Origin of the sequence: Microbulbifer variabilis (assembly GCF_020524905.1) — a bacterium.
Taxonomy (GTDB): Bacteria; Pseudomonadota; Gammaproteobacteria; order Pseudomonadales; family Cellvibrionaceae; genus Microbulbifer; species Microbulbifer variabilis_A.
Genome location: NZ_JAIVKI010000004.1, coordinates 226315 through 251080 on the forward strand (window position 1 = coordinate 226315; position 24766 = coordinate 251080).

At 49.4% G+C, this 24766-nt stretch carries 19 protein-coding genes, 3 tRNA genes and 3 pseudogenes; 12 read left to right on the forward strand and 13 right to left on the reverse strand.

What is annotated here, in order from left to right:
* Window positions 1-3: 3 nt before the first annotated feature.
* From LC073_RS07715 to LC073_RS07755, 9 genes are all read left to right on the forward strand, one after another.
* Window positions 4-78, forward strand: a tRNA-Gln gene (locus LC073_RS07715).
* Window positions 47-280: a hypothetical protein gene (locus tag LC073_RS07720; RefSeq protein WP_226645770.1), complete on the forward strand. Its 234-nt coding sequence runs from the start codon at window positions 47-49 to the stop codon at window positions 278-280. Before LC073_RS07715 ends, LC073_RS07720 begins: the two co-directional genes overlap by 32 nt.
* Window positions 281-380: 100 nt before the next feature.
* Window positions 381-1310: a ribose-phosphate pyrophosphokinase gene (locus tag LC073_RS07725; protein WP_264190462.1), complete on the forward strand. Its 930-nt coding sequence runs from the start codon at window positions 381-383 to the stop codon at window positions 1308-1310.
* Between the two features lie 204 nt (window positions 1311-1514).
* A complete protein-coding gene (locus tag LC073_RS07730; RefSeq protein WP_226645777.1) occupies window positions 1515-2135 on the forward strand; it encodes a 50S ribosomal protein L25/general stress protein Ctc in 621 nt (206 codons plus the stop codon).
* Between the two features lie 29 nt (window positions 2136-2164).
* The gene (gene pth / locus LC073_RS07735; RefSeq protein WP_413231439.1) at window positions 2165-2737 is read left to right on the forward strand and encodes an aminoacyl-tRNA hydrolase; all 573 of its coding nucleotides are present in this window, start codon (window positions 2165-2167) and stop codon (window positions 2735-2737) included.
* A gap of 205 nt (window positions 2738-2942) precedes the next feature.
* Window positions 2943-4034 carry a redox-regulated ATPase YchF gene (gene ychF, locus LC073_RS07740; protein WP_226645783.1) on the forward strand — a complete coding sequence of 364 codons (1092 nt, stop codon included), beginning with the start codon at window positions 2943-2945 and terminating at the stop codon, window positions 4032-4034.
* A 62-nt stretch (window positions 4035-4096) separates the two neighbouring features.
* Window positions 4097-5053, forward strand: coding sequence for a DMT family transporter (locus LC073_RS07745; RefSeq protein WP_226645785.1), 957 nt, complete (start codon window positions 4097-4099; stop codon window positions 5051-5053).
* Window positions 5054-5141: 88 nt separating this feature from the next.
* Window positions 5142-5218: transfer RNA gene (locus LC073_RS07750), tRNA-Met, on the forward strand.
* Between the two features lie 39 nt (window positions 5219-5257).
* A tRNA-Gln gene (locus tag LC073_RS07755) sits at window positions 5258-5332 on the forward strand.
* 135 nt (window positions 5333-5467) lie between these two features.
* Here LC073_RS07755 and LC073_RS07760 read toward each other — a convergent pair.
* The 8 genes and pseudogenes from LC073_RS07760 to LC073_RS07795 all read right to left on the reverse strand — a co-directional run bounded on the left by LC073_RS07760 (window position 5468) and on the right by LC073_RS07795 (window position 17908).
* Complete coding sequence (locus LC073_RS07760; protein WP_226645788.1) at window positions 5468-6544, reverse strand: sulfite exporter TauE/SafE family protein; 1077 nt, start codon at window positions 6542-6544, stop codon at window positions 5468-5470.
* A 151-nt stretch (window positions 6545-6695) separates the two neighbouring features.
* Complete coding sequence (locus tag LC073_RS07765; RefSeq protein WP_226645790.1) at window positions 6696-7403, reverse strand: SapC family protein; 708 nt, start codon at window positions 7401-7403, stop codon at window positions 6696-6698.
* 393 nt (window positions 7404-7796) lie between these two features.
* Complete coding sequence (locus LC073_RS07770) at window positions 7797-8216, reverse strand: S41 family peptidase (protein WP_319004713.1); 420 nt, start codon at window positions 8214-8216, stop codon at window positions 7797-7799.
* Between the two features lie 222 nt (window positions 8217-8438).
* Entirely contained in the window at window positions 8439-9812 is a 1374-nt protein-coding gene (locus tag LC073_RS07775) for a proton-conducting transporter membrane subunit (RefSeq protein ID WP_226645793.1), read from the reverse strand.
* A gap of 227 nt (window positions 9813-10039) precedes the next feature.
* On the reverse strand, window positions 10040-11356 hold the full coding sequence (locus tag LC073_RS07780) for a proton-conducting transporter membrane subunit (protein WP_226645795.1): 1317 nt from the start codon (window positions 11354-11356) through the stop codon (window positions 10040-10042).
* 9 nt (window positions 11357-11365) lie between these two features.
* Entirely contained in the window at window positions 11366-14305 is a 2940-nt protein-coding gene (locus LC073_RS07785) for a DUF2309 domain-containing protein (RefSeq protein WP_226645798.1), read from the reverse strand.
* The gene (locus tag LC073_RS07790) at window positions 14302-15900 is read right to left on the reverse strand and encodes a SulP family inorganic anion transporter (RefSeq protein ID WP_226645801.1); all 1599 of its coding nucleotides are present in this window, start codon (window positions 15898-15900) and stop codon (window positions 14302-14304) included. The genes LC073_RS07785 and LC073_RS07790 overlap by 4 nt, the downstream gene beginning before the upstream one ends.
* 1066 nt (window positions 15901-16966) lie before the next feature.
* A pseudogene (locus LC073_RS07795) lies at window positions 16967-17908 on the reverse strand (IS1595 family transposase).
* Window positions 17909-17996: 88 nt separating this feature from the next.
* On the opposite strand from LC073_RS07795, the pseudogene LC073_RS21915 reads away from it, so the two are divergent.
* A pseudogene (locus tag LC073_RS21915) lies at window positions 17997-18284 on the forward strand (hypothetical protein); the annotation flags it as partial.
* A 232-nt stretch (window positions 18285-18516) separates the two neighbouring features.
* Here the strand turns inward: LC073_RS21915 and LC073_RS07805 are convergent.
* The 4 genes from LC073_RS07805 to LC073_RS07820 all read right to left on the reverse strand — a co-directional run bounded on the left by LC073_RS07805 (window position 18517) and on the right by LC073_RS07820 (window position 21507).
* Complete coding sequence (locus tag LC073_RS07805) at window positions 18517-18783, reverse strand: hypothetical protein (protein ID WP_226645802.1); 267 nt, start codon at window positions 18781-18783, stop codon at window positions 18517-18519.
* 39 nt (window positions 18784-18822) lie between these two features.
* Window positions 18823-19227, reverse strand: coding sequence for a S41 family peptidase (locus LC073_RS07810; RefSeq protein ID WP_226645805.1), 405 nt, complete (start codon window positions 19225-19227; stop codon window positions 18823-18825).
* Between the two features lie 42 nt (window positions 19228-19269).
* The gene (locus tag LC073_RS07815; RefSeq protein ID WP_226645808.1) at window positions 19270-19611 is read right to left on the reverse strand and encodes a hypothetical protein; all 342 of its coding nucleotides are present in this window, start codon (window positions 19609-19611) and stop codon (window positions 19270-19272) included.
* Window positions 19612-20325: 714 nt separating this feature from the next.
* Window positions 20326-21507: an MFS transporter gene (locus LC073_RS07820; RefSeq protein ID WP_226645812.1), complete on the reverse strand. Its 1182-nt coding sequence runs from the start codon at window positions 21505-21507 to the stop codon at window positions 20326-20328.
* A 432-nt stretch (window positions 21508-21939) separates the two neighbouring features.
* Here LC073_RS07820 and LC073_RS07825 point away from each other — a divergent pair, with 432 nt between their 5' ends.
* Together LC073_RS07825 and LC073_RS07830 are read left to right on the forward strand one after the other, a co-directional pair.
* Complete coding sequence (locus tag LC073_RS07825) at window positions 21940-22959, forward strand: lyase (RefSeq protein WP_226645814.1); 1020 nt, start codon at window positions 21940-21942, stop codon at window positions 22957-22959.
* Window positions 22960-23313: 354 nt separating this feature from the next.
* Window positions 23314-23643, forward strand: a complete 330-nt coding sequence (locus LC073_RS07830; RefSeq protein WP_226645817.1) for a YceK/YidQ family lipoprotein — start codon at window positions 23314-23316, stop codon at window positions 23641-23643.
* 582 nt (window positions 23644-24225) lie between these two features.
* Here the strand turns inward: LC073_RS07830 and LC073_RS07835 are convergent.
* Window positions 24226-24766 (reverse strand): annotated as a pseudogene (locus LC073_RS07835) (IS630 family transposase); the annotation flags it as partial.

Sequence of the window (24766 nt, forward strand, 5' to 3'; positions counted from 1 at the left end):
TGCTGGGGCGTAGCCAAGCGGTAAGGCAGCGGGTTTTGATCCCGTCATGCGAAGGTTCGAATCCTTCCGCCCCAGCCATTTTCTTTTTATGCAGTGGCACCAGCAAAAACCCGGTCCCGACATGCTCCAGTCGACACTAACCCAACCGGCCAAAGCCACTCGTAACGGGCTGCAGAAAGCCTATCCCCGAATTCAAAGAAACAATATCGAAGGCAGTCTTGAGCGCAAACCCCTGCCTGCGAACCGGAGGCACTCCGAACGTCAAAGCAACCACCTGTAAAAGTGGTGCTATCACATCCTAACCGCTAGCAAATAATGCCGGCATCTACACTTCAACTCACTTCAAGACAGAATTAAAGGAACTCGCAGTGGCTGACTTAATGGTCTTTACCGGCAACGCAAACCCGGAACTGGCACAAAAGGTTGTCGACCATATGGCGATCCCCTTGGGCGAAGCTACCGTCAAGCGCTTCTCCGATGGCGAGATCGCTGTTGAAATTACCGATAACGTGCGCGGCCGCGATGTTTTCGTGGTGCAGTCCACCTGCCAGCCCACCAATCGCAACCTGATGGAGCTGATCCTGTTGGTAGATGCACTGCGCCGCGCATCCGCTGGCCGCGTTACCGCAGTGGTACCCTACTTCGGCTACGCCCGCCAGGATCGCCGCGTGCGCTCCCAGCGAGTACCGATTTCTGCAAAAGTGGTTGCCGACATGATGGTGAGCGTGGGTATCGACCGCGTACTGACCGTCGATCTACACGCCGAGCAGATCCAGGGCTTCTTCGATGTCCCTGTGGATAATGTTTACGGCTCCTCCGTACTGCTCGACGATATTGAACGCCAGAAGTACCAGAACCTGGTAGTGGTTTCCCCGGACATCGGCGGTGTTGTACGCGCCCGCGCCGTGGCTAAGAGCCTCGACTGCGACCTGGCTATCATCGACAAACGCCGCCCCGCCGCCAACGTTGCCGAAGTGATGAACATCATCGGTGAAGTCAGCGGCCGCACCTGCCTGCTGGTAGATGACATGGTCGACACCGCCGGCACCCTGTGCAATGCCGCCAACGCCCTGAAAGAGCACGGCGCCGAGAAAGTCGTGGCCTACTGTACCCACCCGGTACTATCCGGCAACGCCATCAGCAACCTGAACAATTCTGTTCTGGACGAGCTGGTCGTCACCGACTCTATCCCGCTGGGCGACAAGATAGAAAAAGCCCCGAAAATTCGCCAGCTGACTCTGGCTGCGATGCTGGCTGAATCCATGCGCCGCATCAGCAACGAGGAATCCCTCTCCGCGATGTTCCGCTAAGAGCGCCCGCGAAGGATCTCTTGCCAGCAAATAGTTAAAGTGCCCCGCTCCGCCGGGGCACTTTGCGTTTGGGCCCGATTCCCGTAGAATACGCGCCCGCCCGGCATAGCCGGGCAATTACTTTTGGGCAAACGCCCAATTTACACAAACTCCAGAGCGGTCCGGTCGCAGGTCTCTCTGGACAGACAACCCGAGGTTTAACCCATGTCTGATATCAAACTGAACGCCATTGCCCGCAGCGATGAAGGGAAAGGTGCGAGCCGCCGCCTGCGTCGCCTGGAAGGCCGTGTACCCGGCATCGTTTACGGTGGCGAAGCTGAGCCGCAATCCGTATCTCTGCTGCAAAAGGACCTGTTCAAGGCCCTGGAAAACGAAGCTTTCTTCTCCTCCATGCTGACCGTTGATGTCGACGGCAAAGAAGAGAAAGTTATCCTGCGCGATCTGCAGCGTCACCCTGCCAAGGCACTGCTGCTGCACGTTGACTTCCAGCGCGTTTCCGCCAGCACCAAAGTACACGTGAAAGTGCCTCTGCACTTCCTCAACGAAGACACCTGCAAAGGCGTTAAAGCTGGTGGTATCGTTTCCCACACCCTGACCGAGCTGGAAGTAAATGCACCTGCCGGCAAACTGCCTGAGTTCATCGAAGTGGACCTGGCGGACCTGGAACTGGATGGCATTCTGCACATCTCCGACCTGAAACTGCCGGAAGGTGTTGAGTCTGTGGACCTGAGCCACGGCGAAGACCACAACCTGGTTGTAGCTTCTATTCACAAGCCTCGCGGCGCTGTTGAAGCTGAAGCCGAAGCTGCCGAAGGCGAAGAGTAATCACCTTGGCTGCGGCACCGGATTCTCCGATCCAGTTGATTGTCGGCCTGGGTAACCCCGGGCCGGAATACGACCGGACACGGCATAACGCCGGTGCCGACTTTGTTGTCGAGCTCGCCCGCCGCTACGGCGCCCAGCTCAGCTCCGACAGCAAATACCACGGCCTCACCGGCCGTGTGCGAATCGGCAACCGGGAAATCCGGCTGCTGATTCCCACCACCTATATGAATCGCAGTGGCCAGGCTGTAGCCCCACTGGCGAACTTCTTCAAGTTTTCCCCGGAATCCATACTGGTCGCTCATGATGAGCTGGATCTCGCCCCCGGTATCGCGCGCCTGAAAGCTGGCGGCGGTCACGGCGGACACAACGGCTTGCGGGACATTATTGCCGCACTGGGCAACGACCGGGACTTTATGCGCCTGCGACTCGGCATCGGCCACCCCGGAAGCGCCAGTGAAGTGGCGCGCTTTGTCCTCCAGCGCGCACCCAGGGCGGAACAGGAAACTCTGGCTGACGCCATCGATCGCGCGATCGACGTGCTACCCACCGCCGCCAGCGGCGATTGGGGTGCAGCCATGAAAACGCTGCACACCGCCAAATAGATCCCCGCGGGCGGCTTGCCTTTTGCCCCGGAAATCTCGATAGTGTGCTGCGCCAAATTGCCGGTGTTTTCCCGGCTGGCCCGGATCATTCGAAGGCCGCGCTAACCAGCCCGCCCAGACTCCCGCCAGCGCAATCACTACCGGACTTCTAACGCAATTAGCAGAGCGCGCGGTACGCGCCTCAGGCAAACGGAAAAATATCACCATGGGTTTTACTTGCGGTATTGTCGGCCTGCCTAACGTGGGCAAATCCACCCTCTTCAACGCACTGACCAAAGCGGGAATCGACGCAGAGAACTTCCCCTTCTGCACCATCGAGCCCAATGCCGGCGTAGTGCCAGTGCCGGACCCCCGCCTCGACAAACTGGCGGAGATCGTCAAACCTCAGAAGGTGATTCCAACCACCATGGAGTTCACTGATATCGCCGGACTGGTTGCAGGTGCCTCCAAAGGTGAAGGCCTGGGTAACAAATTCCTCGCCAATATCCGCGAGACCGACGCCATCGCCCACGTTGTGCGCTGCTTCGAAGACGACAACGTCATCCATGTGGCCAATCAGGTGCATCCGGTATCCGATATCGAGGTGATCAACACCGAGCTGGCCCTCGCCGACCTGGACACCGTGGAAAAGGCCCTGCAGCGCTTTACCCGCGCCGCCAAGGGGCAGGACAAGCACGCCATCAAAATGAAAGCGCTGCTGGAAAAAGTTCTGCCGCACCTGAATGAAGCCAAACCGCTGCGCTCCTTCGGCCTGTCCGAAGATGAATTATTGGATCTGCGCGAATTGAGCCTGCTCACCGTGAAACCCACCATGTACATCGCCAATGTGCATGAGGATGGCTTCGAAAATAATCCGCACCTGGACGCCGTAGCCGCCATTGCCGCCGAGGAAAATGCGGTGCTGGTGCCCATCTGTAACAAGCTTGAAGCGGAAATCGCCGAGCTGGAAGACGACGAAAAACAGGAATTCTTGGAAGAACTGGGTATGGAAGAGCCTGGCCTCAACCGGGTGATCCGCGCTGGTTACCAGCTGCTGGGACTACACACCTACTTCACCGCCGGTGTGAAGGAGGTGCGCGCCTGGACCATCCCACTGGGTGCCACCGCTCCGAATGCCGCTGGTAAAATCCACACGGATTTCGAAAAAGGCTTTATCCGCGCCGAAGTAATTAGCTACAGCGACTTTGTCGATTACAAGGGAGAGGCCGGAGCCAAAGATGCGGGCAAATGGCGCCTGGAAGGCAAGGACTACATTGTTGCCGATGGCGACGTGATTCACTTCCGCTTCAACGTCTAATACCCACCTATCTATCTTTCGCCTCCCCATTCCGGGGAGGCGATCCTTGCGGCGTAAAATCCATGGCGCAATCAAACTGGAAGGTCGGCCTGCCCCTGGCGCTGATTACAGTCTTTATGTGGGCAGCCCTGCCCATCGCCCTCAAAGGCCTTCTTGAGCACATCAGCCCTGAAACCGCTACTTGGTATCGCTTTGCCGGCGCGGCGCTGCTGGCAGGACTCTACTATGGCCGTGCACGGCAGTTGAAACTGAAGGCTCTATTCAGCCGTGGCCTGCTGTTATTCACCCTGCTCGCAGTGGCCGGACTGTTGCTCAACTATCTCACCTATGCCAGCGGCCTCAACTACATCACCCCCGGTGCGGCACAGATCGTGATCCAGCTGGCGCCCCTGTTGCTGCTGATTTCCAGTGTGCTGTGGCTGGATGAGCGTTTTTCGCCGCGACAATGGTGTGGCGTAGCCCTGGTGGTAATGGGGCTGCTGTTATTTTTCAACCAGCGCCTCGCCGAGCTGGGCAGCGGTGTGGATAGCGATTATATGCTGGGGCTAGGGTTGATCCTGATAGCTGCGGTATCCTGGGCAGTGTATGGCTTTTTCCAGAAAAAAATCCTCAGCCGCGCCACGCCTCAGGACTTACTGGTATTGATTTATATCGCCGGCACACTATGTTTCCTGCCTATGGCCGACCCGCTGGATGTCGCCCATTTGGGCTGGCTGGATTGGTTGCTGCTGGCGTTTCTTACCGCCAACACCCTAATCGCCTATGGTGCCTTCAGTAAGGCCCTGGCCCACTGGGAGGCCTCCAGTGTCAGCGCTACCCTGTCGCTGGTACCGGTGATTACACTATTGTTCAGTACCCTGGTAAGCAGCATCTGGCCCAATTACATCGCGGTGGAGCCCCTTAATTGGATCAGCTGGAGCGGTGCCGCCGCGGTAGTATTGGGCTCTGCCCTCGCTGCCATCCGCTCCGGACGCCGTGCTAAAGACCCACTGACTCCAGATGAAAAAATCGCTAACTAACTGAAAAGAATACAAAAAAAGTATTGACACACTCAGTCCATCGATTAATAATGCGCGCCCTCGGGACAGCCGAGACAACAAAAGAAATGGCAAGGTAGCTCAGCCGGTTAGAGCGCAGCACTCATAATGCTGAGGTCGGGAGTTCGAGTCTCCCCCTTGCTACCATTTCAAATCACAGAGTCTATTCTTTGTGAACCTTGAAACTGGGGCGTAGCCAAGCGGTAAGGCAGCGGGTTTTGATCCCGTCATGCGAAGGTTCGAATCCTTCCGCCCCAGCCATCTTACAGAATTAATCCCGCAGGCCCGATCCAGGGCAGCACTCAAAGCTAGATTTTCTTCAGCCGACATTTAATTCGTTAATGCCCGTTCATCGCAGCCGGCACGCAGTTGCGCACCAGCCATCACCAAACACCCCTACCCGGCTTTAACTCCCGGCGCCAAGGTTTCCTCTATTGCAACCGCCTCAGCCTCCGTGGCCGACGCAAATTCTGAGATCACTCCACGACTATACTCGCGGCGCAATCCCAGCGCGCGCAGCCACTCAAATCCCAGTAGACACAGCAACAGCGCCAAGAGCACCAGCGGTCCACCCAGGCCACTCAGCGCCTGTCGCTCAGACACGCAAGTCCACACAAGCTGCACAACACACAGTAGAGCCACAATCAGTAGCGTGGGCTTACGACCCAGAAGACTCACGACAAAAACGCCCAGGGGTGCTCCCAAGGCCACCACCGGCGCCGCCGCCAGCCAATTGCCAAAGACCCCAGGCTGCCAATCACCGGCCAGTGATTTCACCAACACGCCGAGGACAGAGCAGAAGGCCATAATCACCACCGAAGTGGGAATCGCCACTTTCAGATCCACACGACTCAACAGCACCAGAGCCGCGTACACCAGCATATCCACTCCCACTCCAGTCACGGAGACGACACAGAAACCAGCAAAAGCCCCCAGCAAAAAACCCACACGAAAATCCATTGGGCACTGGGGGTCGCCTTTGTGTTCACAGTCGGTAATCTCGGCGAGCCGGTATAAATGAAACACCCCAAAGCTACCCCAAAGCACTGCGAAGGAGAGTTTTACCCACAATTCGGGGATCAGTGGAGCGAACAGCAATATACCTGCGGGGATAGCCAGCAAAGAACCGAACAGGGCGCCGCGCAACATCGACCAGGCCAACGCCTGTTGCCGACAGAGAATAAACAGGCTGGCACTAACCATGCCGATGGACTGAACCGCAAAACTGAAATCGCGGCCAAGACTGGCCGGCATATCAAATAGCAGCACCAACACCGGAAAGCCAACGGTACCCCCGCCCATGGGCGTGGAACCGGCGGCATAGCTGCCGAGCGCCATTGCCAATGCCATGGACCAATGCTCCAGTGCCAGGGCAAGATTATCCCCCTGTAAAACGAGGAACAGCCACACTCCGTAAAACAAAACCAACCAGGCAAACCAGTAGCGGAGAGAGAACCGCGTTAGGAATTTCATCTTATTATTCGTGAACTTAAACGTCAGAAGGGTTAATAGTGGTACGAGTGTAAGGCGGGATCAAGGCGGGAAAGTGACTGCTGATAACTGCATCTCGAAAAGCCGATGCGGAAAGACCACCCGGCAACCGCAGTCACCGGGCTTTACAGGATCAGTTCAGGCGCTTTTTGCGAATCAGATTTTGAACCTGCATGGAGGACATCATGGAAGCGTAAATCGCCGGCAGAGCACCGCGCTTACGCAGCTCCAAAAAGTCTTCGTCGGACAACTTGTTCAGCTTCTCTTCGTCAATCACGTAGAAACCAGTTAGGTCGTAGGGCTTATCCTCTTCAGTAATACGCAGAGTCAGCTTCTTCTGGGTCAGCAGATCCTTGGATACCAGGAATTCGATAAAAGACTCGGTAACAGACACACGCTGGGCAGTTTCCACCACCGCCTGGGCGCGGTTCTTCAGGTAGTCGGTCTGCTCACCTTCACCGTCGAACAGGGCCTCACCTTCGGATTCACTCAGCATCTTGGAGTCTTCATCAATACACAGTACCGCCTGGTCGGTGTTCTCTGGGTTCTTCACCAGCACGAATGGGTAGGTGCGTACCTGCAGAGGAATGTAGCTGCCGTTCCAGCCGTCAGCGCCGGAGAACAGGTTTTCACCGGGACGCAGGCCAGTGAGGGCAACCACTTTGAACTGATCGGTGTTCTGGTCTTTTACGAACAGGATCGGATAGCTCTGGGCCGCTTGAACAATCTCCTGAACTACGAGCGGCAAAATATGATTGCTGCTCACATGGTCAAAAGTGATGTCCTGGGTGAGTTTCAGGTTGGCATGTGCCTTTTTATCCAAAGCTTTGATCTGTGCCATAAGTACAACTCCTAGCTACTTTTATAGTTACTTAATTTTCAGAGATACCCTAACGTACCACTTAATTGGCTTATAAACGATGACAAGCGCTTTCCTCTAGCCGCCGAATAGTCGCCGGAAACCAAAGCCAGCATTAAACAGCGAAGCGGCCCAACAGGCAATCTCGGCCAGTGGTAATTTATCTAAAGACAAATTTTCACCGACATGCCTCTCCCAGCTGAGACTTGGGTTTCAGCAAACAGTAAGGGAAATAGGGAATAACAACCCAGACCAGTTTAGGAAACCATCGGTGCACAATTATTTAAGGCGTCCTAAACAGCTGGGCAACCCAACCTACCCTACAGCTAAAAAGGTAACCCACAGTTAGGCCAGGGCTGTTCAATAAATACGCAGTCAGAAAGCTGAACTAGTGATCGAGCTCTCCAAATCAGCGAAAGCCCTATCCAGCACCTTGTCCTCACCTGATCGCACAATATCCAGTGTGCGCTCCACCAGAATATCTGGCTGGATACCGTAGCCAACAAACTCCCGCCCATCAGGGTAAGTATCCCGCTTGGTACACACTCTGAAGGTACCACCTCCAGGGAGATCTACAATCATTGGCTGGCCTGTACTGCCATAAGTAGGCTCTCCGACAGTTGTAAAGTGCTCGAGGGAATCTGCATACACCAAAAAATCTTCAGCTGCTGAGGCGGTATTTCGGCCAATCAGCACATAAGTTGGTACTATGTGGTTACTCTCCGACTTCAGCTCAACTAAATCCCCGGACTCCTCACCAAATTGAAACCAACTCGCTAACCGCGAACTAACGATCTATTGTAGGATTTCCCCTAAATTTATTTTTATATTCATACATTGCCTAACTACGAAAAATATTCGGCGTTGATGTCAAAATAAATACTGATTACTTTCTGAATCTGGAAACCAGGCACCCGCTGCAAAATTCTACTTCTAATAATGCCTGTCCCTTCTTTCGTTGACTGTAGAGCTTGCAATCTATACAAATTGGGCCAGCCGAGCAGGTGCCCAGCTGCTTTAACGCAGAGAAAAAAAAGATTGAGGCGAGTCCAACATAGTTGGCTGTGGTCGCTGCCAAGCATTTAGTTGCTTTTCATTATATGCATGCAATAACGGCTGTAAAGCCAGCTGTGGGAGTAATCCACTTAAAAACAAGGGCGCCAGTAAAACCGCAAGTGCGATATTTTCTCGCAAGCCAATATCCACCTCATCAGCTGGCTTTTTCCTACCCGTAAATAACATAAAAAACATTCTCAATACATTAAAACCATTCAGCGCCATGGCGACTGCAAGCATCAGCGAGAGCCATGGATACTGACTAATTGTACCTTGAAGCAAAATATCTTCGGCAGCAAAGCCCAGAGTCAATGGAAAGCCCACACTGGCAAAACCAGCGAGTAAAAAACCCATTGCTATTCTTGGTGTGTGACTAAAATTACCTTGCGCCCGATTTATCAACAATCGCCCTCGCCGCGCCTCCAATACCGCAATAAGTAAGGCGAAGCTAGTGCAAGACAAAGCGAGACTAAACCAACACAGTAATGCCCCTTGTACCGCCAGTTCAGTTTGACCGGCAAAGCCAAAAGTTAGCAAGCCTGACTGACTCAAGATTAAATACGCTAGCGCACGTCGACTTTCCTGCTGCGCAATACCAAGCAACGCTGCAACAAATGCGGTAAGCGCACCCAAGCTTGCGATAACAACGGCGAGCACTCTACTGTTCTCTTGTTGCAGCATCATCAACTCACTAAAAAAGCCGAATTGGGGAATTACATAGGCTATGACAATACCCATGGGTGCTTTTTCAAAAAAATGGGTGAACCAACTTTGCCAAGGAAAAACTCCACTGCGTAACGAAATCGCCAATAAAAAACATCCCAGCGCGGGGGATACCGCACCGAAGGAGAATAACAACGCCCCAGCGAGAAAAAAACCAGCGGCAGAGAACTGGTACCAAGCAAACATTCGGTGTATACCCCGACTTTTATGGCTTTTTAACTCCAGCCATGCAACCACTGCAGAAAGACTCCAGCACATTACTGCAGCCCACAAACTGGTGGTTGCAAAAAAGCCTAGCGCCAACGCCATTAGCGTGAATATACGAGAAAATGTCTGGCGCCGATGAGTTTGCAGGGGAGCAAAACTTACCACGGAAAACGTTAGCAGCGTTAGAGTCAAAACAATGAATCGACTTGGGCCAGCAGGCAGCAACGGCTGCTCGCCCAAAAGCACTGCGGAGCCAAACACCGTAATCATTGAGGCTACCATTAGTGCGATCAATGCCGTCACCATGGAGCGCTGCCGCGCTATCACAGCGTCGGCTGAGCACAGGGCCCAGTTAGCGCCGACTAAATACAACACCGCGATAAAAATATGGCTGAGATAAACCATTTTGTTGTCACCTGTAATATATTAATTAGTGCGCATTCAGCAACATTAATTTTTAATGGATGCTAACATGGCATAGATGTTTCCCTACAAAATCACAAACTCAAGAGATTGATTTTGCGAGCACCGTGCGTCGAAGCGCCAAAAATCGCATTTTTAACCGACACGCAGTGTAACTGTCCGCGAAACGTCGAGGATGGTGTTCAGCTAGGCAGGCTGCCGGATGAAAACTAATTTGTTTCTCGATTAAGCCACCGTGCCCATCGTTGATCCATTCGATCGAACCAGCGAGCCCATGCCAACACTGGCGCCAAAAACCAGAATCGTAAAACCGCATCCAGTACTCCCCGCTCCAGGCCATGGCGATATACCCAAGGTCGCAGAGAATACGGTAAACAATTTTCAATGTGACGGGCCGCGCGCGGGATGGTCGCTCCCATTGCAGACTCCAAATACTGATGGTCATGAAGCAAACTGGGGGAACGCAAAATTTGTAAACTTCGCAAAGCAGCATGACCGATCATATGAATGACCGCCAAAGTATAAAATCCCAAGGCAATTTCCATCCAGATCACCCCCACTTGGGTAATTGAGGCATAGGCTAAAACACTTTTAATGTCGCTCTGTACACGCCCACTGAGTGATCCGTGCAGAGCAGTTAACAGCCCGATGAGTAGAACCGAAATCTGCATACGCCAATCACTGGCAATAAGCGGAGCCAAACGCAACAGTAAAAACGCGCCCAAATGAATAGATATAGCACCGTAAAAAATCGCCGACGAAGGCGTTGGCCCCTCCATCGCACGAGGCAGCCAACCACTCAGAGGAACCTGCGCTGACTTACCCATTGCCGCCCAAACCAACAAAAAGCCCGCAACAATTACCAGCGATGATGCGTCAGTGTTGCTTAGCGCCAGCCATGTGGTTGTCTGATTATTGACAAACAGTGTCCCGTGCTCTGAGTGATGCAAAATGACCAGTGCGCTAAGCAGCCCAACGTCACAGATGCGGTAGGTCAAAAATGCTCGCAAGCCATGCTCTACCGGCTTTGGCCGTTCATAGAAGAATGCAATTAACATTGCTGAGGTAAAGCCAACAATCTCCCAACCGATAAATAGAAAATCTAAGCTGCTCGACAGGATGATGATTTCTACTCCCGCACCAAATAGCGACAAAAATAGATAAAAGCGGAAATATCCTGGATCTCGATGAAGATAACGACGCGAAAATGCGCCAATCATCGACACCAATATCGCGCTGAATATCGCAACGATTAACGACATTGCATCGGGTGCAATTGCCAATGAGTAATGGTAGTGGGGCAAATCAAACCAGGTCACTTGACTACCCATATGAACAGTTGCAAAAGGCAACGCGATCAGCGCGATTAAATAGCAAATGATGCTGAGCGCAAAGCTGGCAAACACAATCCGTGTAAACAGCTCCTCGCGCAACTGCTGGCGAGGTCGCCAAAGCATAACCCCTAGCACCACCGCGCAAATAACAGGCGCCACAACACCGACTAATACCAGTGATTTAATAAACATATACACTCCTTACAACGAGGCCGCAACATGAGCGGGCGGCAAGTGATCTCGATGACCCAAGTAATAATCCCTGGAATTTTCGCATTCAACCAATTGCGTTTTCTGGAGGATGTATGGCCTAAACCCTTGCTCGGTATATACTGAGCAGGCCTCAGAGTCGGGATCGAGAGCGACCAATTGAATCCAATGATTGTTAATCAAACGGGCGAGCGCGGGTGCACGGTTGAGAATCTTCTCAAGTATTTGCAGCTTTGCTTCCACCACCAAAAGCAAACGAACAGGCTCGTGTATTTCTACCATCTGCCAGGGCAATCCGGTACGTAAATCAGAAGCGTGTCCATCCATGACACCGATCAACCCAGTAATGTTATGAGGCAATTTGCTGCCACATCCATAACCTGCCGGATCGACAAAGCTAAAATAATATTCGAGATTTATCCCTGCACCAACCGGCCCCACCGACAACAACAGCTCGCGTAAAATATCCCCTGTGGCATCCACGGTAGAATCGTATGAAACCAAAAACGCCCGGCGATCAAGGAACAAGCCACGCGTGCGACTGCGTCGGCCTACTACACAAAGGGAATTAGTGGCATGGCCGTACTCTGGACGAGGTTCGGCCAAATCATTCGCATGCACTCGCGCATATTCCAAAGCCTGCTGCGGAGATAAAGACAGAGGTGTGGTCTCGAAACGACGACAACGCTCATGTGCATCAAGAACACAAGCGCGATTGAAAGCGTCCTTCACCAGCTTAAAGCAGTCAAGTAAAGGCGCCGGAATTAAATCTTCATCGTAGTAGGTCATCACATCATCGCACGTATTGTGATATGCACCGACAAACCAGGTTTCAGGTGAGATAATAAGATCGCGCTCTGCCAACGTCTGACGAACCATTGGGTGGTTTGCCATGGCGGCAAAAACACGCGCGTTTGGCCCGCCTCGACCTCCTCCCGTGGCACCGCAATCGTGCGCTGCTTCATGAGGGTTATTGAGACTGGAAGAACCATGCCCAACAAACACAACGATGGGGCTATACTGCCCGAGAAGGTTCATTGTGCGTAGAGTATTTTCAACAATCTCGCACATCTCTCGAATTGAATAACCAATTTTGATGGGTCCATCAGAATCGCACTCCCGCTCTATTTGCAAACGACTGATAGGTTTGGGGATATGCCCGCGCAGGAAGTGCTCCCATCGTAAATAGGCTCGTGGAGACAAGCTGCGAACAATTAAACTGGGCAGACTAAACCAACCAAAAATAGCGCTGAAAAATGTACCGCGGGTCAAGGTTTTACTGGCAACATCTGCCAAATGCAACCACCTACCTCGACGCAGTTTAGCGAGTTTATAACGCTGATGAGCTTGTTCATCACTCACGACTTCGCGAATAAAATGCTGCGGCTGGACAACAACCGGACACAGTGGTTTACCTCTAATATCATCAACACCTTGATATTCAATAGCCGCGCCGAAAAATCCGGCAAAGCCAAAAGTCTCGACCTGGGGTAAAGTCTCCTCCAAATGGCGTCGCAGGGACTCCTCGCGATCATCAATACAAAAAACGGCTTGAGCGACTGGCCGCTTGAACGCTGTGGCGTGTGCCACCTGATAACGTGTATGCAACGTCAATGCATCTAACACTTGTGCTTGATAATGGTGCTCATAGGACAAATGCCAAACCTTGCGGCGGTCCAACTCCCCAAACTCGTGTACCATTGCCAGCCAGTAGCGGCGTATATCCACATTCGCTAAAACTGACATATTCGGCAGAAAATGCTGAGCGGCTAGAAAACTTTCGTAAGCCAGGGGTAAATGCCGATGGTTAAGTTCGTCTGAGCGCTGGTTTGTAAATTGCTGTCGCAGGGTTTGCCAATCGAGCGGTTGACCAAACGTATCCTGCATAAGCTTTTGTGCCGAAGTTACTTCCAACAACAAGCGGACAGCCAAAAAGTCCTCTATGCGCGCATACGCCTCATGTACTGGCGCATGATCAGGGCGCTGTTGTAAATGAAAGAACATCCCAGCCCAACCGCGCAACGCAAGTAAAGATTGCAGGAGAAACTCACGCTCATGACCTTCACCAATTGCCAAAACATTGAGTGCCCAGGCAATGGTTTGCAATGCCGTCAAATTCTGCTTTTGGTGCAATTTAAGCGTCTCCCGTAATCCCGCTAACGCAGGATTAGGCGCGAGGAATGGCTGCTGATATAACTTTCGAAAACAAACCAGCAGCCCCTCCTCGCGCTGCGGCATTGGCCAATGTGCAACACCTTGATCAAGAAACGCACCACACAACCGAATTAGCAGCGGATGGACAATTTCATCAGTATCCACCCCGCTGAGTGGCAATAATAAATCGCGCAAACGCACTGGTGTGCCTGTCTCACTGTTAAACGCAATCGCCTCATCGACAAGTGACGACCACAACTTTGACAATGGTTCTGCCACCGAGGAGGAATTCGCACGCCACTGCAAGCATAGCTGTTGTCGCCGTGCAAGAGGTAAACGGTGATCCAGCTTTTGGTGGATTCGCTGTTCGTCACAAAGGTAATTAACGGTGGCCGCATCCAAAGATTTAAACGGTGCGGTCATACGTCGGAACCTAAATTGCGTGCGAGTCAACCCGATATTCACAACATCGTCGCTAGCGTCGGCGTATTGGTCGGCCAAGACTGAATGAAGATCGCGTTCTGAAATTCTGCCATCCTCAAAAAACTGACGATAACTATCCTCATCCAAGAAAGGCTCGGTACCAAATAAAGTAGCCGCTGCTACAACAGCCTCTTCAAACGGCAATTGTTCAAACTGATGCAAGGTATTGTGATGTACAAATGCGTGTAATGGTGGCTGACTTGGCAACCAGTGCGACACCTCCTCTATAAGTGCTTGCAGCGCCTCGAGAGTTTGGTCCACTAAAGGCGCGTGAATGGATGCTGGCTGAGTCATGGATACACCTTCAAACGGGTAGCGAGGGGGTGTTGAGTAAGGGCTTTGAGGCCGTCTAACCCTTTAATGGAAACATGAAGATTCGGCAATTCCTGCGCAATCGCTTCAATTCGACTTAAAAAAGTGTGATCGACTAGCGTCGTATCCGACAAATTCACCACTATCTCTGCGCAACCCTGAGGCGCCTTACCTAATTGTGTTCGAATTGGTAATATGGCAGCAAAGGTCGCGGCACCATGCACCTTCAATATGCGCACTTTGCCTTCCTGTGTGGCCGTGACCTGTGGCATAAACAATGCCCGCAGCGGCGCGCCGCGTAAGAGGTGCAAAACTATTTTAAGCACCAACCCGGTGGCCACACCAGTCAGCAAATCCGTAGCCAACGTCACCACCAGTGTTGTCGAAAATAGCAGCAGCTGGTCCACACCAATTTTCCGCGCGTGAAACAACTGCTGTAGAGAGGCTAATCGTGCGCCGGTAAATACCAGCATAGCGGCCAATACGGCGAGGGGTATCTTACTCAACAACGCTGGCGCCGCCGCTACAAAAATCAATAAAAATACGCCGTGAAAAAAGTTTGACCAACGGGTTTGCGCTCCCGCATCGACATTGGCTTTACTTCTCACAATCTCGGAAATCATGGGTAAACCACCAATGAATGCGCAAAGCAGATTACCAATACCTGTGGCAAAGAGGTCACTGTTGAGCCTGGAGGACTCGCGTTGGGGATCCATCGAATCAACGGCGAGCACACTTAATATGGATTCAATTGTGCCAATTAATGCAAACATAATTACGTACTTCCAGGATGCCGCGCTAAAGACTACGGAAAATTCAGGAAAGGTAATCACATCCAGCAGCGAACCCGGTAGTTGCACCAAATAGTCGGGACCAATTTCGTAGGTATGGTGCAAAAACTCATAGTTATGGCTTTGTGAAAGGTTTAAGGCGAGAGCCAGGGGAACGGTAATCAACAACACCATAATCGGCGCCGGCAAAGCTCGCAGCCACGCAAAACGCATGCGCTGCAAAATTACCATTAGTGCCAGAGACAGGAGTCCAAGCAGCATGATTTCTGGGTTACCATGCATAACGCTGTGCGGTATTTCCGCCAACAATTCTAAGGGTTCTTTTGCTACGGGTGTAACACCCAACATAACGTGTGCTTGTTTTGCGATAATAATTACACCAATTGCCGCCAACATTCCGTGCACAACTGAAGGTGACATGACAATTCCAATTGTCGCCGCGCGTAGAAATGCAAAGCCAATCTGTATTGCTGCGGCCACTACACCGACGGCGAGTGTACGCTCGTATCCTAATTGCATATCACCTTGCCCTAGCTCCATAACGGCACCAATGGCAATGACGATAAGACCCGCAGCAGGACCTTTGATTGTTAACTTTGCACCGCCGATAAAGGTGGACAATATGCCACCCACAACGGCTGTCAAGATACCCGCAACAGCGGGAAAACCGCTGGCCATAGCAATACCCAAACAAAGCGGTAAAGCAATTAAAAAAACTAAAAAACCAGATTTAAGATCTGCCACAGTAGGCGTACCTATCGCGGGCCTAACAAATGCGTGAGGCATAATATATTCTCCCTAGAGAAATACTGGGTGACTTACCGTGAATAAATAATTCAAAGAGTTTTATTTGGTGAATGCGCGAAGGTGGCGATAATCTAGCTGCAAACTAAAATTTAAAGATTGTTGACAGCATTAGCCAGCACGCACAAAACTGGTAATTATGCGTAGAACGCAGGTGGACCGCGCGCGAGAGGACGTGATGTGTTTTTTCTGGCGAAATGTTCAAGAGGAAGCGAAGCAAAAAATTGAATATGAAGAAAAAATGAAGGCTTATCAGTCAAAGCCATGAATCGAGGATCCTCATCATCGGACTCGGACTCGGACTCGGACTCGATTAAGTCGTCGCATAAAACTTCTTGTGCACCATCGCAAGATATAAAGCACGAACTAACTAGCTTTTTTGAATTTTGTACAGACGCCAACGTGTCGCCCAGCATATAGTGCGAAACAGCAACAATATACAGTGCCAAAGCAACCAATATCTGGCCGATCATATATCGACGAAAGTAGTATTGATAATGCAACATTTTTTCTTCCTAGGCGCCAATTAAGACAGTAGGAGAGAGCCATTATAACCCACAATTTATTTCTGCAATACAGCCCACCCAGCTCTTTTGATTTTTCGTCGCGCATTTAGTTACTAGCTATTTTTTTAATCAGAAACAACAAAACGCGACATCTTTAATATCGTAGGAATACACCCTATGCTACTCCAATATCCAAAATTGGACTTTAAACACCTCACACACATAAAAGTTCCAAAGCAAGCATAAATATTGGTTAGAAAATTTTTTCAAATTGAAATTACGGCGCATGGTAACGCAATCCGGCGCTGCATTTTTTCGCCATTGCGTGATCATCGGAAATTATTTCTGCAGAGCGGGTTGCCAATAAAGGGGACAGGCACTCAACTATCAATGAACCCATAACCAGGCAAGAAAACGCTGAAGACAAATGCACTGGTCGATACTATAAAACACATCCATGTCGGTATGCCGCATCAGATTTACCCTTGCGGGCCGTCTAGTCAGACGTTCAAAAATATTCCAAATACTTTCCTAATTACCACCTATACTAAGCCAATTTTCAGCAGCCTTTCCGGCATTGGAGGTATCCGAAGAGAGACAAAAATAAGTCTTGGAATGAGTGCTGATAAGTCGAACCGTCGATTAAATCGATATTGAAATTCTGCCAAATATCGCTGCGCATATTTCGGCCTAATCGCATGGTAGGTACTACGTAGCGCACTCTTTAGATTGCCGAGTACTGTATTCACCCAATAGAACTCAAGCTCTTCAACAGAAGTTCGACCACCACCACAAACAATCTTGTCATGTACACAATCAGCCTCTGTAACAGCATTGAAGCATGCAAGGCCATCCGAGATAACCGTGCTACCGCTGCAAAGATGCTTTTTGCTCCAGGTAGAAATCTCACTGCTCCTGAAGCCCTTGATAATGGAGAGCTTGATACGAGTGGGACGTCTATCTTTGGTTGTTTCAACGGCAGCCACAAAGGGAGTTTTACCCTTAGCTCCGCGCCCCGGCTTGCATCCAGTACGCTCACCACCGAGATAGGCGTCATCCAATTCTATAAAACCGGACAGTTTGTACTGTTGGTCCCGCTCCATCATCACCTGCATGAGTTTCTGCTTCATACGCCAGGCAGCGTTGTAAGAGAGACCCAGATGACGAGCCAGCTCCATAGAGGAAATACCCTTCTTATCCTAGGTGATCAGAAAGATACCGAGAAACCAAGTAGTAAGGGGCAGTTTGGTGGAGTCAAATATCGTGCGAGAAGTAATCGATGTCTGACGTCGACACCGGTTACATTGCTTGAGCTTGCGGTAAGCGAGGTTGCAATGTTTATCATGTCCGCAGTGAGGGCAATGGAAACCATTTGACCAACGCCATCGGCAGAGAGCATCGAAGCACTGCTCCTCTGTACTATAAGCTTTAAGGAATTGGGTCAAACTAATACCCTTCTGGAACTGTACCTTGTTGCGAGCCATGGTGTATTCCCTTACAGATCAACATGACAACTGTATTTATATACAGTTAAGTATGACTTGGCAAGGGTGGTAATTAGGAATACTTTTGTGGGAAGGCCGTTTCAAGTCACAGGCACTGTGTAGCGATGCCGCATTGGCAGGCTGCATGGCGTACGTCGATCTGAACCCGATAAGAGCGACGATGACGAAGACCCCAGAGACTTCGGAACACACATCCATTAAAAAGAGAATCGCTCACTTCAAAATCAACAACGAACAACCCAGGTCGCTCAGTCAATTTGTCGGCAACCCCAGGGAGCGCAGAGCCTGCCCCGCGAGGCTTGTCCCGAATGCTTTGGGTATGCCTCAAGGCCTACCCTTTCACCTGAGGCAATACTTCGGACAGTTTTACGCAGCTATAGTCCCGTATTCACTGTACCGTTCATAAACCCGGGAGACTTTTGGGCATTTCAGTTCCAAACCTAACTCGTCAAAAAGTCTACCCATCAAATGTTGATTGAATTTCCGGCGAATCCCACCTATACCCCATCAAATAAGCCTGCTTTGGGGTTAAAGAACCTTCGGTGATCATATCTTCAATAGTAATTTTCATATTCCTATGCCTTCCCTTAGTTATCCCTGGTAATCATTTGACGGTGGCGATAATAGCGATCAAAAATCACCTCATGACCCAGCTTTACTGAACTACATTCATCGCCGCAAACCTTCTTCAGCTCCTCTATATCGTGCAGAGCCGCTCCATACATTTCTGAGTGTTTATGACCGTATTCTGTAACAGAATCTAGGCGCGGAATAAAAAGAGCTAAGGCAAACAACATCCCAAGCGTAAGACCTGTAAAACCCCCTCCAAAGAACTGTCCTGTAAACTTTGCCAAATTCCCATGAAGCACCCTCAGCATAGGGACGATACTCTTCTAAATCTTCAAACTGATCAGCAAAAGAACCCCAGGCCTTATAAGCTGCAACATGCTTGGGAGTTTTCCATACAGAGCCGGGTAAATCCCGATCAGCCAATAAGAGATTATCTCCCCGGCATAGGCAGAATTACCTCCACCATTAAAACGCAAGTCAATAATCAGCCCTTTAGACTTAGTAATCTCATCGTAGTGAGATTTAAATTGCTCAACAATTGCTTCATCATGAAAACCATTTAGCGCCACATAGCCAATATCATTCTCCATCCATTTGAACTCAAACAGTTCACCATTGGAGGCGGGCTGTTTGATTGAGGCATATTCGATCTCCCTACCCCGTGCATCCCGCTTAACCTGGACACTCTTGGTCGCCCCATTTGGAGTTTCAATAGTGAATTTGGCCATGCTGCCCGGCTTTCCATCGAGAGCATCTCGAACCGTAGTATTTCAGAGAATATGTTGAGTAGAGCTGGCAATATATGGCATCACTCGCTTTTTTAAATGAGCCTCCACGGGCTGCCCATTGATCGCGACAATAATTGAGCCAGGTGGAATTTGTGACTCCAGCCCCTTTTCAACTCCTGTGATCACTGCCTTACGCCCGGCCTCAGTTAAGCGAATAGCTAGCCAGTCTATATAGCTGGAGGACATACCCTTTGGGTAATAAATATTGGTATGACCATCTTGAAGGAAAGCATTGAGGCGCTTCAACTCGCGGTAATATTCATAGGTGCTTTGTGTTGCTAAAACTCGTGGAATAAATTCCCGATACTTAGCATCGAAGTCCAACTCGGGAACCTGTCGAAGAAAGCGAATTTATAGCTAACCTCCTTCCAATAGAGAGAAAGCCCAAATAATTTATCTGCATCAGATAAATTATCTTGAACTTTATTGGCATCCTCTGCATAAACAATACCAGCAGAGAAAACAGCCATAGAAAAAGCCAAAACAATTTTTTTAAGCACAACAAAAGCCCTATGGATAAAATGGCTTCTATTTTAAGGCTTGGGGATAGATGGCAAATACCGGCTACCGTTAAAAATCTGCAATTTGTCGACTATAAAAATGTAATATGGATGCATTTTCCATCTATTAGTCACTCCTATTTAGAAGCCCTGTAAATAAGTGCTAGAACTTCGTTTACGACCATATCCGGCTCATCATTATGATGGGTAGTGATAACTCTTCTCTGTTAAAATGGCCCGTCCCTGTGGAATCTCCATTACCTACACGAGAATAGCGTATGACTTGTGCACGCTCCGCCAGTTTGTCATAGATTGGATTCCAATCAGACATACCAGCCGGGCCACCCGCGTCTAGAAATGAGGTAGCCTCGCCAGACCCTTTGATCTCCTATTCAATACGGTATTCACCAACAGAAATTTGTTCTGGTACCGCAAAAACGCCCGGGGGAAGAACAGGCATTATGAATAGCAAGACTAGACGCATATACAATCTCTAATAACGACCAAAGAATCCGGGTCCAAAAATAGCAGAGCGCCGCTATGTTGCAGCTACTCTCTGCCCCAAACGCGCTTCGTTGCCTGGGCCAGGTTGCTCCGGCACCAGCTGCGCCAACCCCAAAGAAACCAAGGCCATCAAAGATCCTGCAAAGAACACCATGGCCGGAGAAGTGAGCCAAAGTAGACCGAACAGAACCGGTATAACAACCGCTGCGATATGATTAATTGTAAAGCTGACTCCAGCAGATGCGGCAATATCACGCTCATCCACGATCTTTTGGAAATAAGTCTTGATCGCTATCGCCATAGAAAAGAACAGGTGATCAATAACATAGAGCGCTGCTGCCAACACCGCACTCTCTACCAGTGCATAACCAGCAAAAACCAGTATTAAGCCAAAATATTCCAAGGTAAGAATGCGGCGCTCTCCAAAGCGGACAATAAACTGGCCAATTTTTGGTGCGATATACAAGTTAAGCAAGTGGTTCACCGTATAGAGGGCAGCTATTTCACCCACACTGTAACCAAACTTTTCCACCATCAAAAAACCAGCGAAGACAATAAAGATTTGTCGGCGTGCGCCACTCATCATTGTCAGAACGTAGTAAAGCCAATAGCGTTTCCGTACTACCAACTGCTTTCGCTGACTGTGGGGTTGGGGAAACTGAGGAAAGAGTATCCATGCCACCAAAGCAACTAAGACTGTAGTGCCACCTCCAATCAGGTAAACCCAGGAATAATCTAATCCAGCCAAATTCATTAAGCACCAAACCAGCCCATAGGCCAGTAATGCCGCAAACGAACCCGCCGCAGCCATACGCCCCATCCATATTGCCGAGGTCTGTTTCGGAAACCACTGCAGAGCTAGTGAAGTTTGCAAAGTTTCATAGAAATGAAACCCAATGGACATCAATAGGGTTGTCAGTAACAGCCCCGAGATTGAGGGGAAAAATCCAGTCAGCATGACTCCCACTCCCGTCGCGATGAGTGAAAGAAGCGCCAACCGCTGCTCACGAATGAGTAACAAAACAAAGATCACCGTGAAAGCGAGGAAGCCCGGAATCTCCCGCACACTTTGCAACAGACCAATATCAGCTCCAGTAAAGGAAGCCTTGGCAATTACAAAATTATTGAGCAGAGTATTCCATACGGAGAAAGAAAGGGGCATTGAAGCAGCCAGGAGCAACAATAATATCTCTGGCCGGCGGAGACGTTGTAACATAGCGAGACTCCTACATTAGGGGCTGCAATATACGCTATAGGCTACAGACGTGTAAATTGAATCGAATTACTCACTGCATGAAGGGAAATAATACTCTGCATTTGGGATTTAAATAGGTTATTGATCCTGGCCATTGAAAAGAAGAACCTTTCAGTCACTTGCCGTGAGAGCCATGCGCTCTTTAATGATGAGCAAGCAATAGAATATAAAGCTTTATAGGGTATAAAAATGCTAAAAGGTATTGCAGGTCGCGCGTGAAAACTACACTCAAGGATTCTTTGGAAAGCGTCTGCACAACTTCCAATATCTTTTTTCTTATGAGACACCATTTATCATCTAAGCTATGAACAACCTCTACCACCCATACCTTCGATATCAACTACAGTAGCATGTCTTTGTCCTTTAGAGGTGCTAAGCCAACGGGGTTGCTAAATGAATATGTTCACAAAGATTTCCTGCTTGTTGCTTCAAATTGCCATCTCTACTCTTTATGCGTTATCCACAGTCTCCTATGCCACACCCCGGGCCGGTGTCCTGCCGGATAACCTCACCTTAAAGGAATGGAAGGTGCCCTGGGCAGGTTTACCAAGGGACCCGCATGTGGATAACCAACAACAAGTCTGGTTCTGTGGACAGGCAGGCAACTATATTGGTCGATTTAATACGGCTAACAAAGAATTCAAGCAATTTGAAGTACCCGAAGGGACTCACCCACACAACTTGATTGTGGATAATCAAGATCAGATCTGGTACGCCGGCAACCGCAACGCACATATTGGCCGGATGAATCCAGTGGACGGCAAAATTCATCAATATGCTATGCCTGAAGGAGTTAATGATCCGCATACACTGGTCTTTAACCGGGAGGGGAATATCTGGTTTACTGCCCAACAGAGTAATCGGATTGGCTTATTGAATGTAACCAATGGTCGTGTACAGATCGCAACACCACAAACCAGCAATGCTCGCCCCTATGGCATTAAGGTAGACCAACAAGATCGCCCCTGGGTAGCCTTATTTGGCACCAACAAACTTGCCTGGGTAGATCCCAAAACCATGGCCGTAACAGAAGTTTCCCTCCCGCGCTCAAAAGCCCGCCCGCGTAGATTGGAAATCGATCCTACTGGTAATATCTGGTATGTGGACTATTCGGATGGCTACCTGGGGCGTTACACGCCTGGCACAAAAGAATTCAAAGAATGGAAACTCCCTAGTGAAAATCCACGACCTTATGGCACAGCACTAGACAATAAAGGGCGCCTATGGGTCGCGGATACCGAAACTATTCCGAATACCCTATATGGTTTTGACACAAAAACAGGAGTCTTCATCAGTAAAACCACGGTACCAAGTGGGGGAAACATCCGTCACATGTATTTTGACAATAAAGACGGCAGTTTTTGGTTCGGTGTGGATAGTGGGTATCTTGACCAGGGATTACCCAAGGAATAGCTTCGACAACTGTCACCACTTGGACAATAAGGATTGACATAAATAGCAATATCGTGCCAGTTATATTTTTTCTCTTTTGAACTTCTAACTTTTACCTACGCTACAGGTCAAATCCCGTCAGAAAGATCTCTACCCCCAAGAAAGGATGTTTAAGTCGAAAATGTTAAGGTATGGATCTTACAATTGACCTAATGACGTCACCTCGCAATACAGGCAGCATATCTAACAACCCATTGATATCATCAAAGATAAACTGACTTACTGTGAATCGGTAAATTAAAAGTATTTCACAACAACACCGACATATTGGGTTAAAAATTGAATATTGATGACTACATACAAAGGAGTACACTCTTGAAGAAAGCGTTTCTTACACTATCCATCTCTATCTTTTCCACCTCATGCGCCACGGTTAAAACCATTAACCCAGAAGACAATCAAATAGAGATTACTCATAGAGGCAAAAAAAGCTACTGCGAAGAAATACCGAGAATTTATAGTGGCACCTCGTATAATTTTTGCCTACTAAATAGCGAGCCAAGCGAAACTGTAAATACTGGCTCAACTATAAATGGTGTTCCTATCGTTTTACTTGATTCTGCATTTTCGGTTGCAGCCGATACTGTTGTCTTACCGTATACAGTATTTGCACAAGCGAAATTCGGCAACATAGAAGTCAATTGACTGAGGATAACTGACAACCAAAATCAAGAGAAATCTGGGTGACCGCCAGCTAAAAATCAAGACAAATACTCACTATAATATCCTGGAGAAAAATCTGAAATTATTTGTTGTAGCTTTCTTGGTGAGGGCTACAACCTCCTTTCTTAAACTACAATCAAACTGCAATTAAACATCAATACAATTAAACTTACTTTCAGGAAAAATAATCAACTGATCGCGTCAACAAAATAAACTCAGGCCGGGCCAACGTATATTCCTGCAAAATTCTCTCCCTATTCGAAACTGTAGATCCTTTTATCTACTAGAGAATCATTGAGAAGCCTTTTGAGTTATTCAAACTCACCTAACAGAAAACAACTTTATAAATCAATCAACAGTTCGCCATTTTATATGACTTTTTCTTAGCGAAGTTCCGCTTCTGAAATATGGTGACATGAAAAATCAAAAACGCTTTTTATTTAACCTCATTAACAATTATTTTCGCTATCACTGCTGGTCCCCTCCCTCAGCGATAAATCTCTCAATCTTATTTTTTAAAATCAAGCTTAGCTTTTGTAAAAAAGTGCCTAGTGGACCATGCGGTTAATTAGGTGACACATTTTTGGCTCGCTGCACTGAAGCCAGTATCGTGTCGGCGCTCTTTGTCCATTTAAATGGTTTGGCAAGATCGCGGTTATGAACACGAATAAATCGCTGCAGCTCGACCTTCAAGTCCGCCACATCGGTAAATATGCCTCGGTAAAGAGCCCGCCGTTCGAGCTGTGCAAACCATCCTTCTACGGCGTTCAACCAGGATGCACTGTGGGCGTGAAATGGAAATGAATTCTCGGCTGGTTGGCTACCCACTCTGTGACTTCTTTGGTTTTGTGAGCGCTGAGGTTATCCAGCACAATGTGCAACTCCTTGTCTTTCGGTGTCTGCCGCTCGACCTGTTTCAGAAATGCAAGAAATTCCTTGGAGCGCGATCTTTTCTCGACGCGACCAATCACTTCGCCAGTCAGAAAATTGAAGGCTGCAAAGAGAGCCGCCGTTCCATTACGCTTGTAATCGTGGGTGCGACTTCCAATGCGCCCCGGGGCAAGTGGAAGCCCTGGTTGAGTGCGATCGAGTGCCTGGATCTGGG

What these genes read in the sequence shown, in the direction of transcription:
- LC073_RS07785 (WP_226645798.1), bottom strand. Translation starts at nt 14,305, where the DNA reads ATGACTCAGCCAGCATCCATTCACGCGCCTTTAGTGGACCAAACTCTC.
- LC073_RS07810 (WP_226645805.1), bottom strand. Translation starts at nt 19,227, where the DNA reads ATGGCCAAATTCACTATTGAAACTCCAAATGGGGCGACCAAGAGTGTC.
- ychF (WP_226645783.1), top strand. Translation starts at nt 2,943, where the DNA reads ATGGGTTTTACTTGCGGTATTGTCGGCCTGCCTAACGTGGGCAAATCC.
- LC073_RS07825 (WP_226645814.1), top strand. Translation starts at nt 21,940, where the DNA reads ATGAATATGTTCACAAAGATTTCCTGCTTGTTGCTTCAAATTGCCATC.
- LC073_RS07725 (WP_264190462.1), top strand. Translation starts at nt 381, where the DNA reads ATGGTCTTTACCGGCAACGCAAACCCGGAACTGGCACAAAAGGTTGTC.
- LC073_RS07720 (WP_226645770.1), top strand. Translation starts at nt 47, where the DNA reads ATGCGAAGGTTCGAATCCTTCCGCCCCAGCCATTTTCTTTTTATGCAG.
- LC073_RS07780 (WP_226645795.1), bottom strand. Translation starts at nt 11,356, where the DNA reads ATGTTTATTAAATCACTGGTATTAGTCGGTGTTGTGGCGCCTGTTATT.
- LC073_RS07745 (WP_226645785.1), top strand. Translation starts at nt 4,097, where the DNA reads ATGGCGCAATCAAACTGGAAGGTCGGCCTGCCCCTGGCGCTGATTACA.
- LC073_RS07730 (WP_226645777.1), top strand. Translation starts at nt 1,515, where the DNA reads ATGTCTGATATCAAACTGAACGCCATTGCCCGCAGCGATGAAGGGAAA.
- LC073_RS07775 (WP_226645793.1), bottom strand. Translation starts at nt 9,812, where the DNA reads ATGGTTTATCTCAGCCATATTTTTATCGCGGTGTTGTATTTAGTCGGC.
- LC073_RS07820 (WP_226645812.1), bottom strand. Translation starts at nt 21,507, where the DNA reads ATGTTACAACGTCTCCGCCGGCCAGAGATATTATTGTTGCTCCTGGCT.
- LC073_RS07760 (WP_226645788.1), bottom strand. Translation starts at nt 6,544, where the DNA reads ATGAAATTCCTAACGCGGTTCTCTCTCCGCTACTGGTTTGCCTGGTTG.
- LC073_RS07765 (WP_226645790.1), bottom strand. Translation starts at nt 7,403, where the DNA reads ATGGCACAGATCAAAGCTTTGGATAAAAAGGCACATGCCAACCTGAAA.
- LC073_RS07790 (WP_226645801.1), bottom strand. Translation starts at nt 15,900, where the DNA reads ATGCCTCACGCATTTGTTAGGCCCGCGATAGGTACGCCTACTGTGGCA.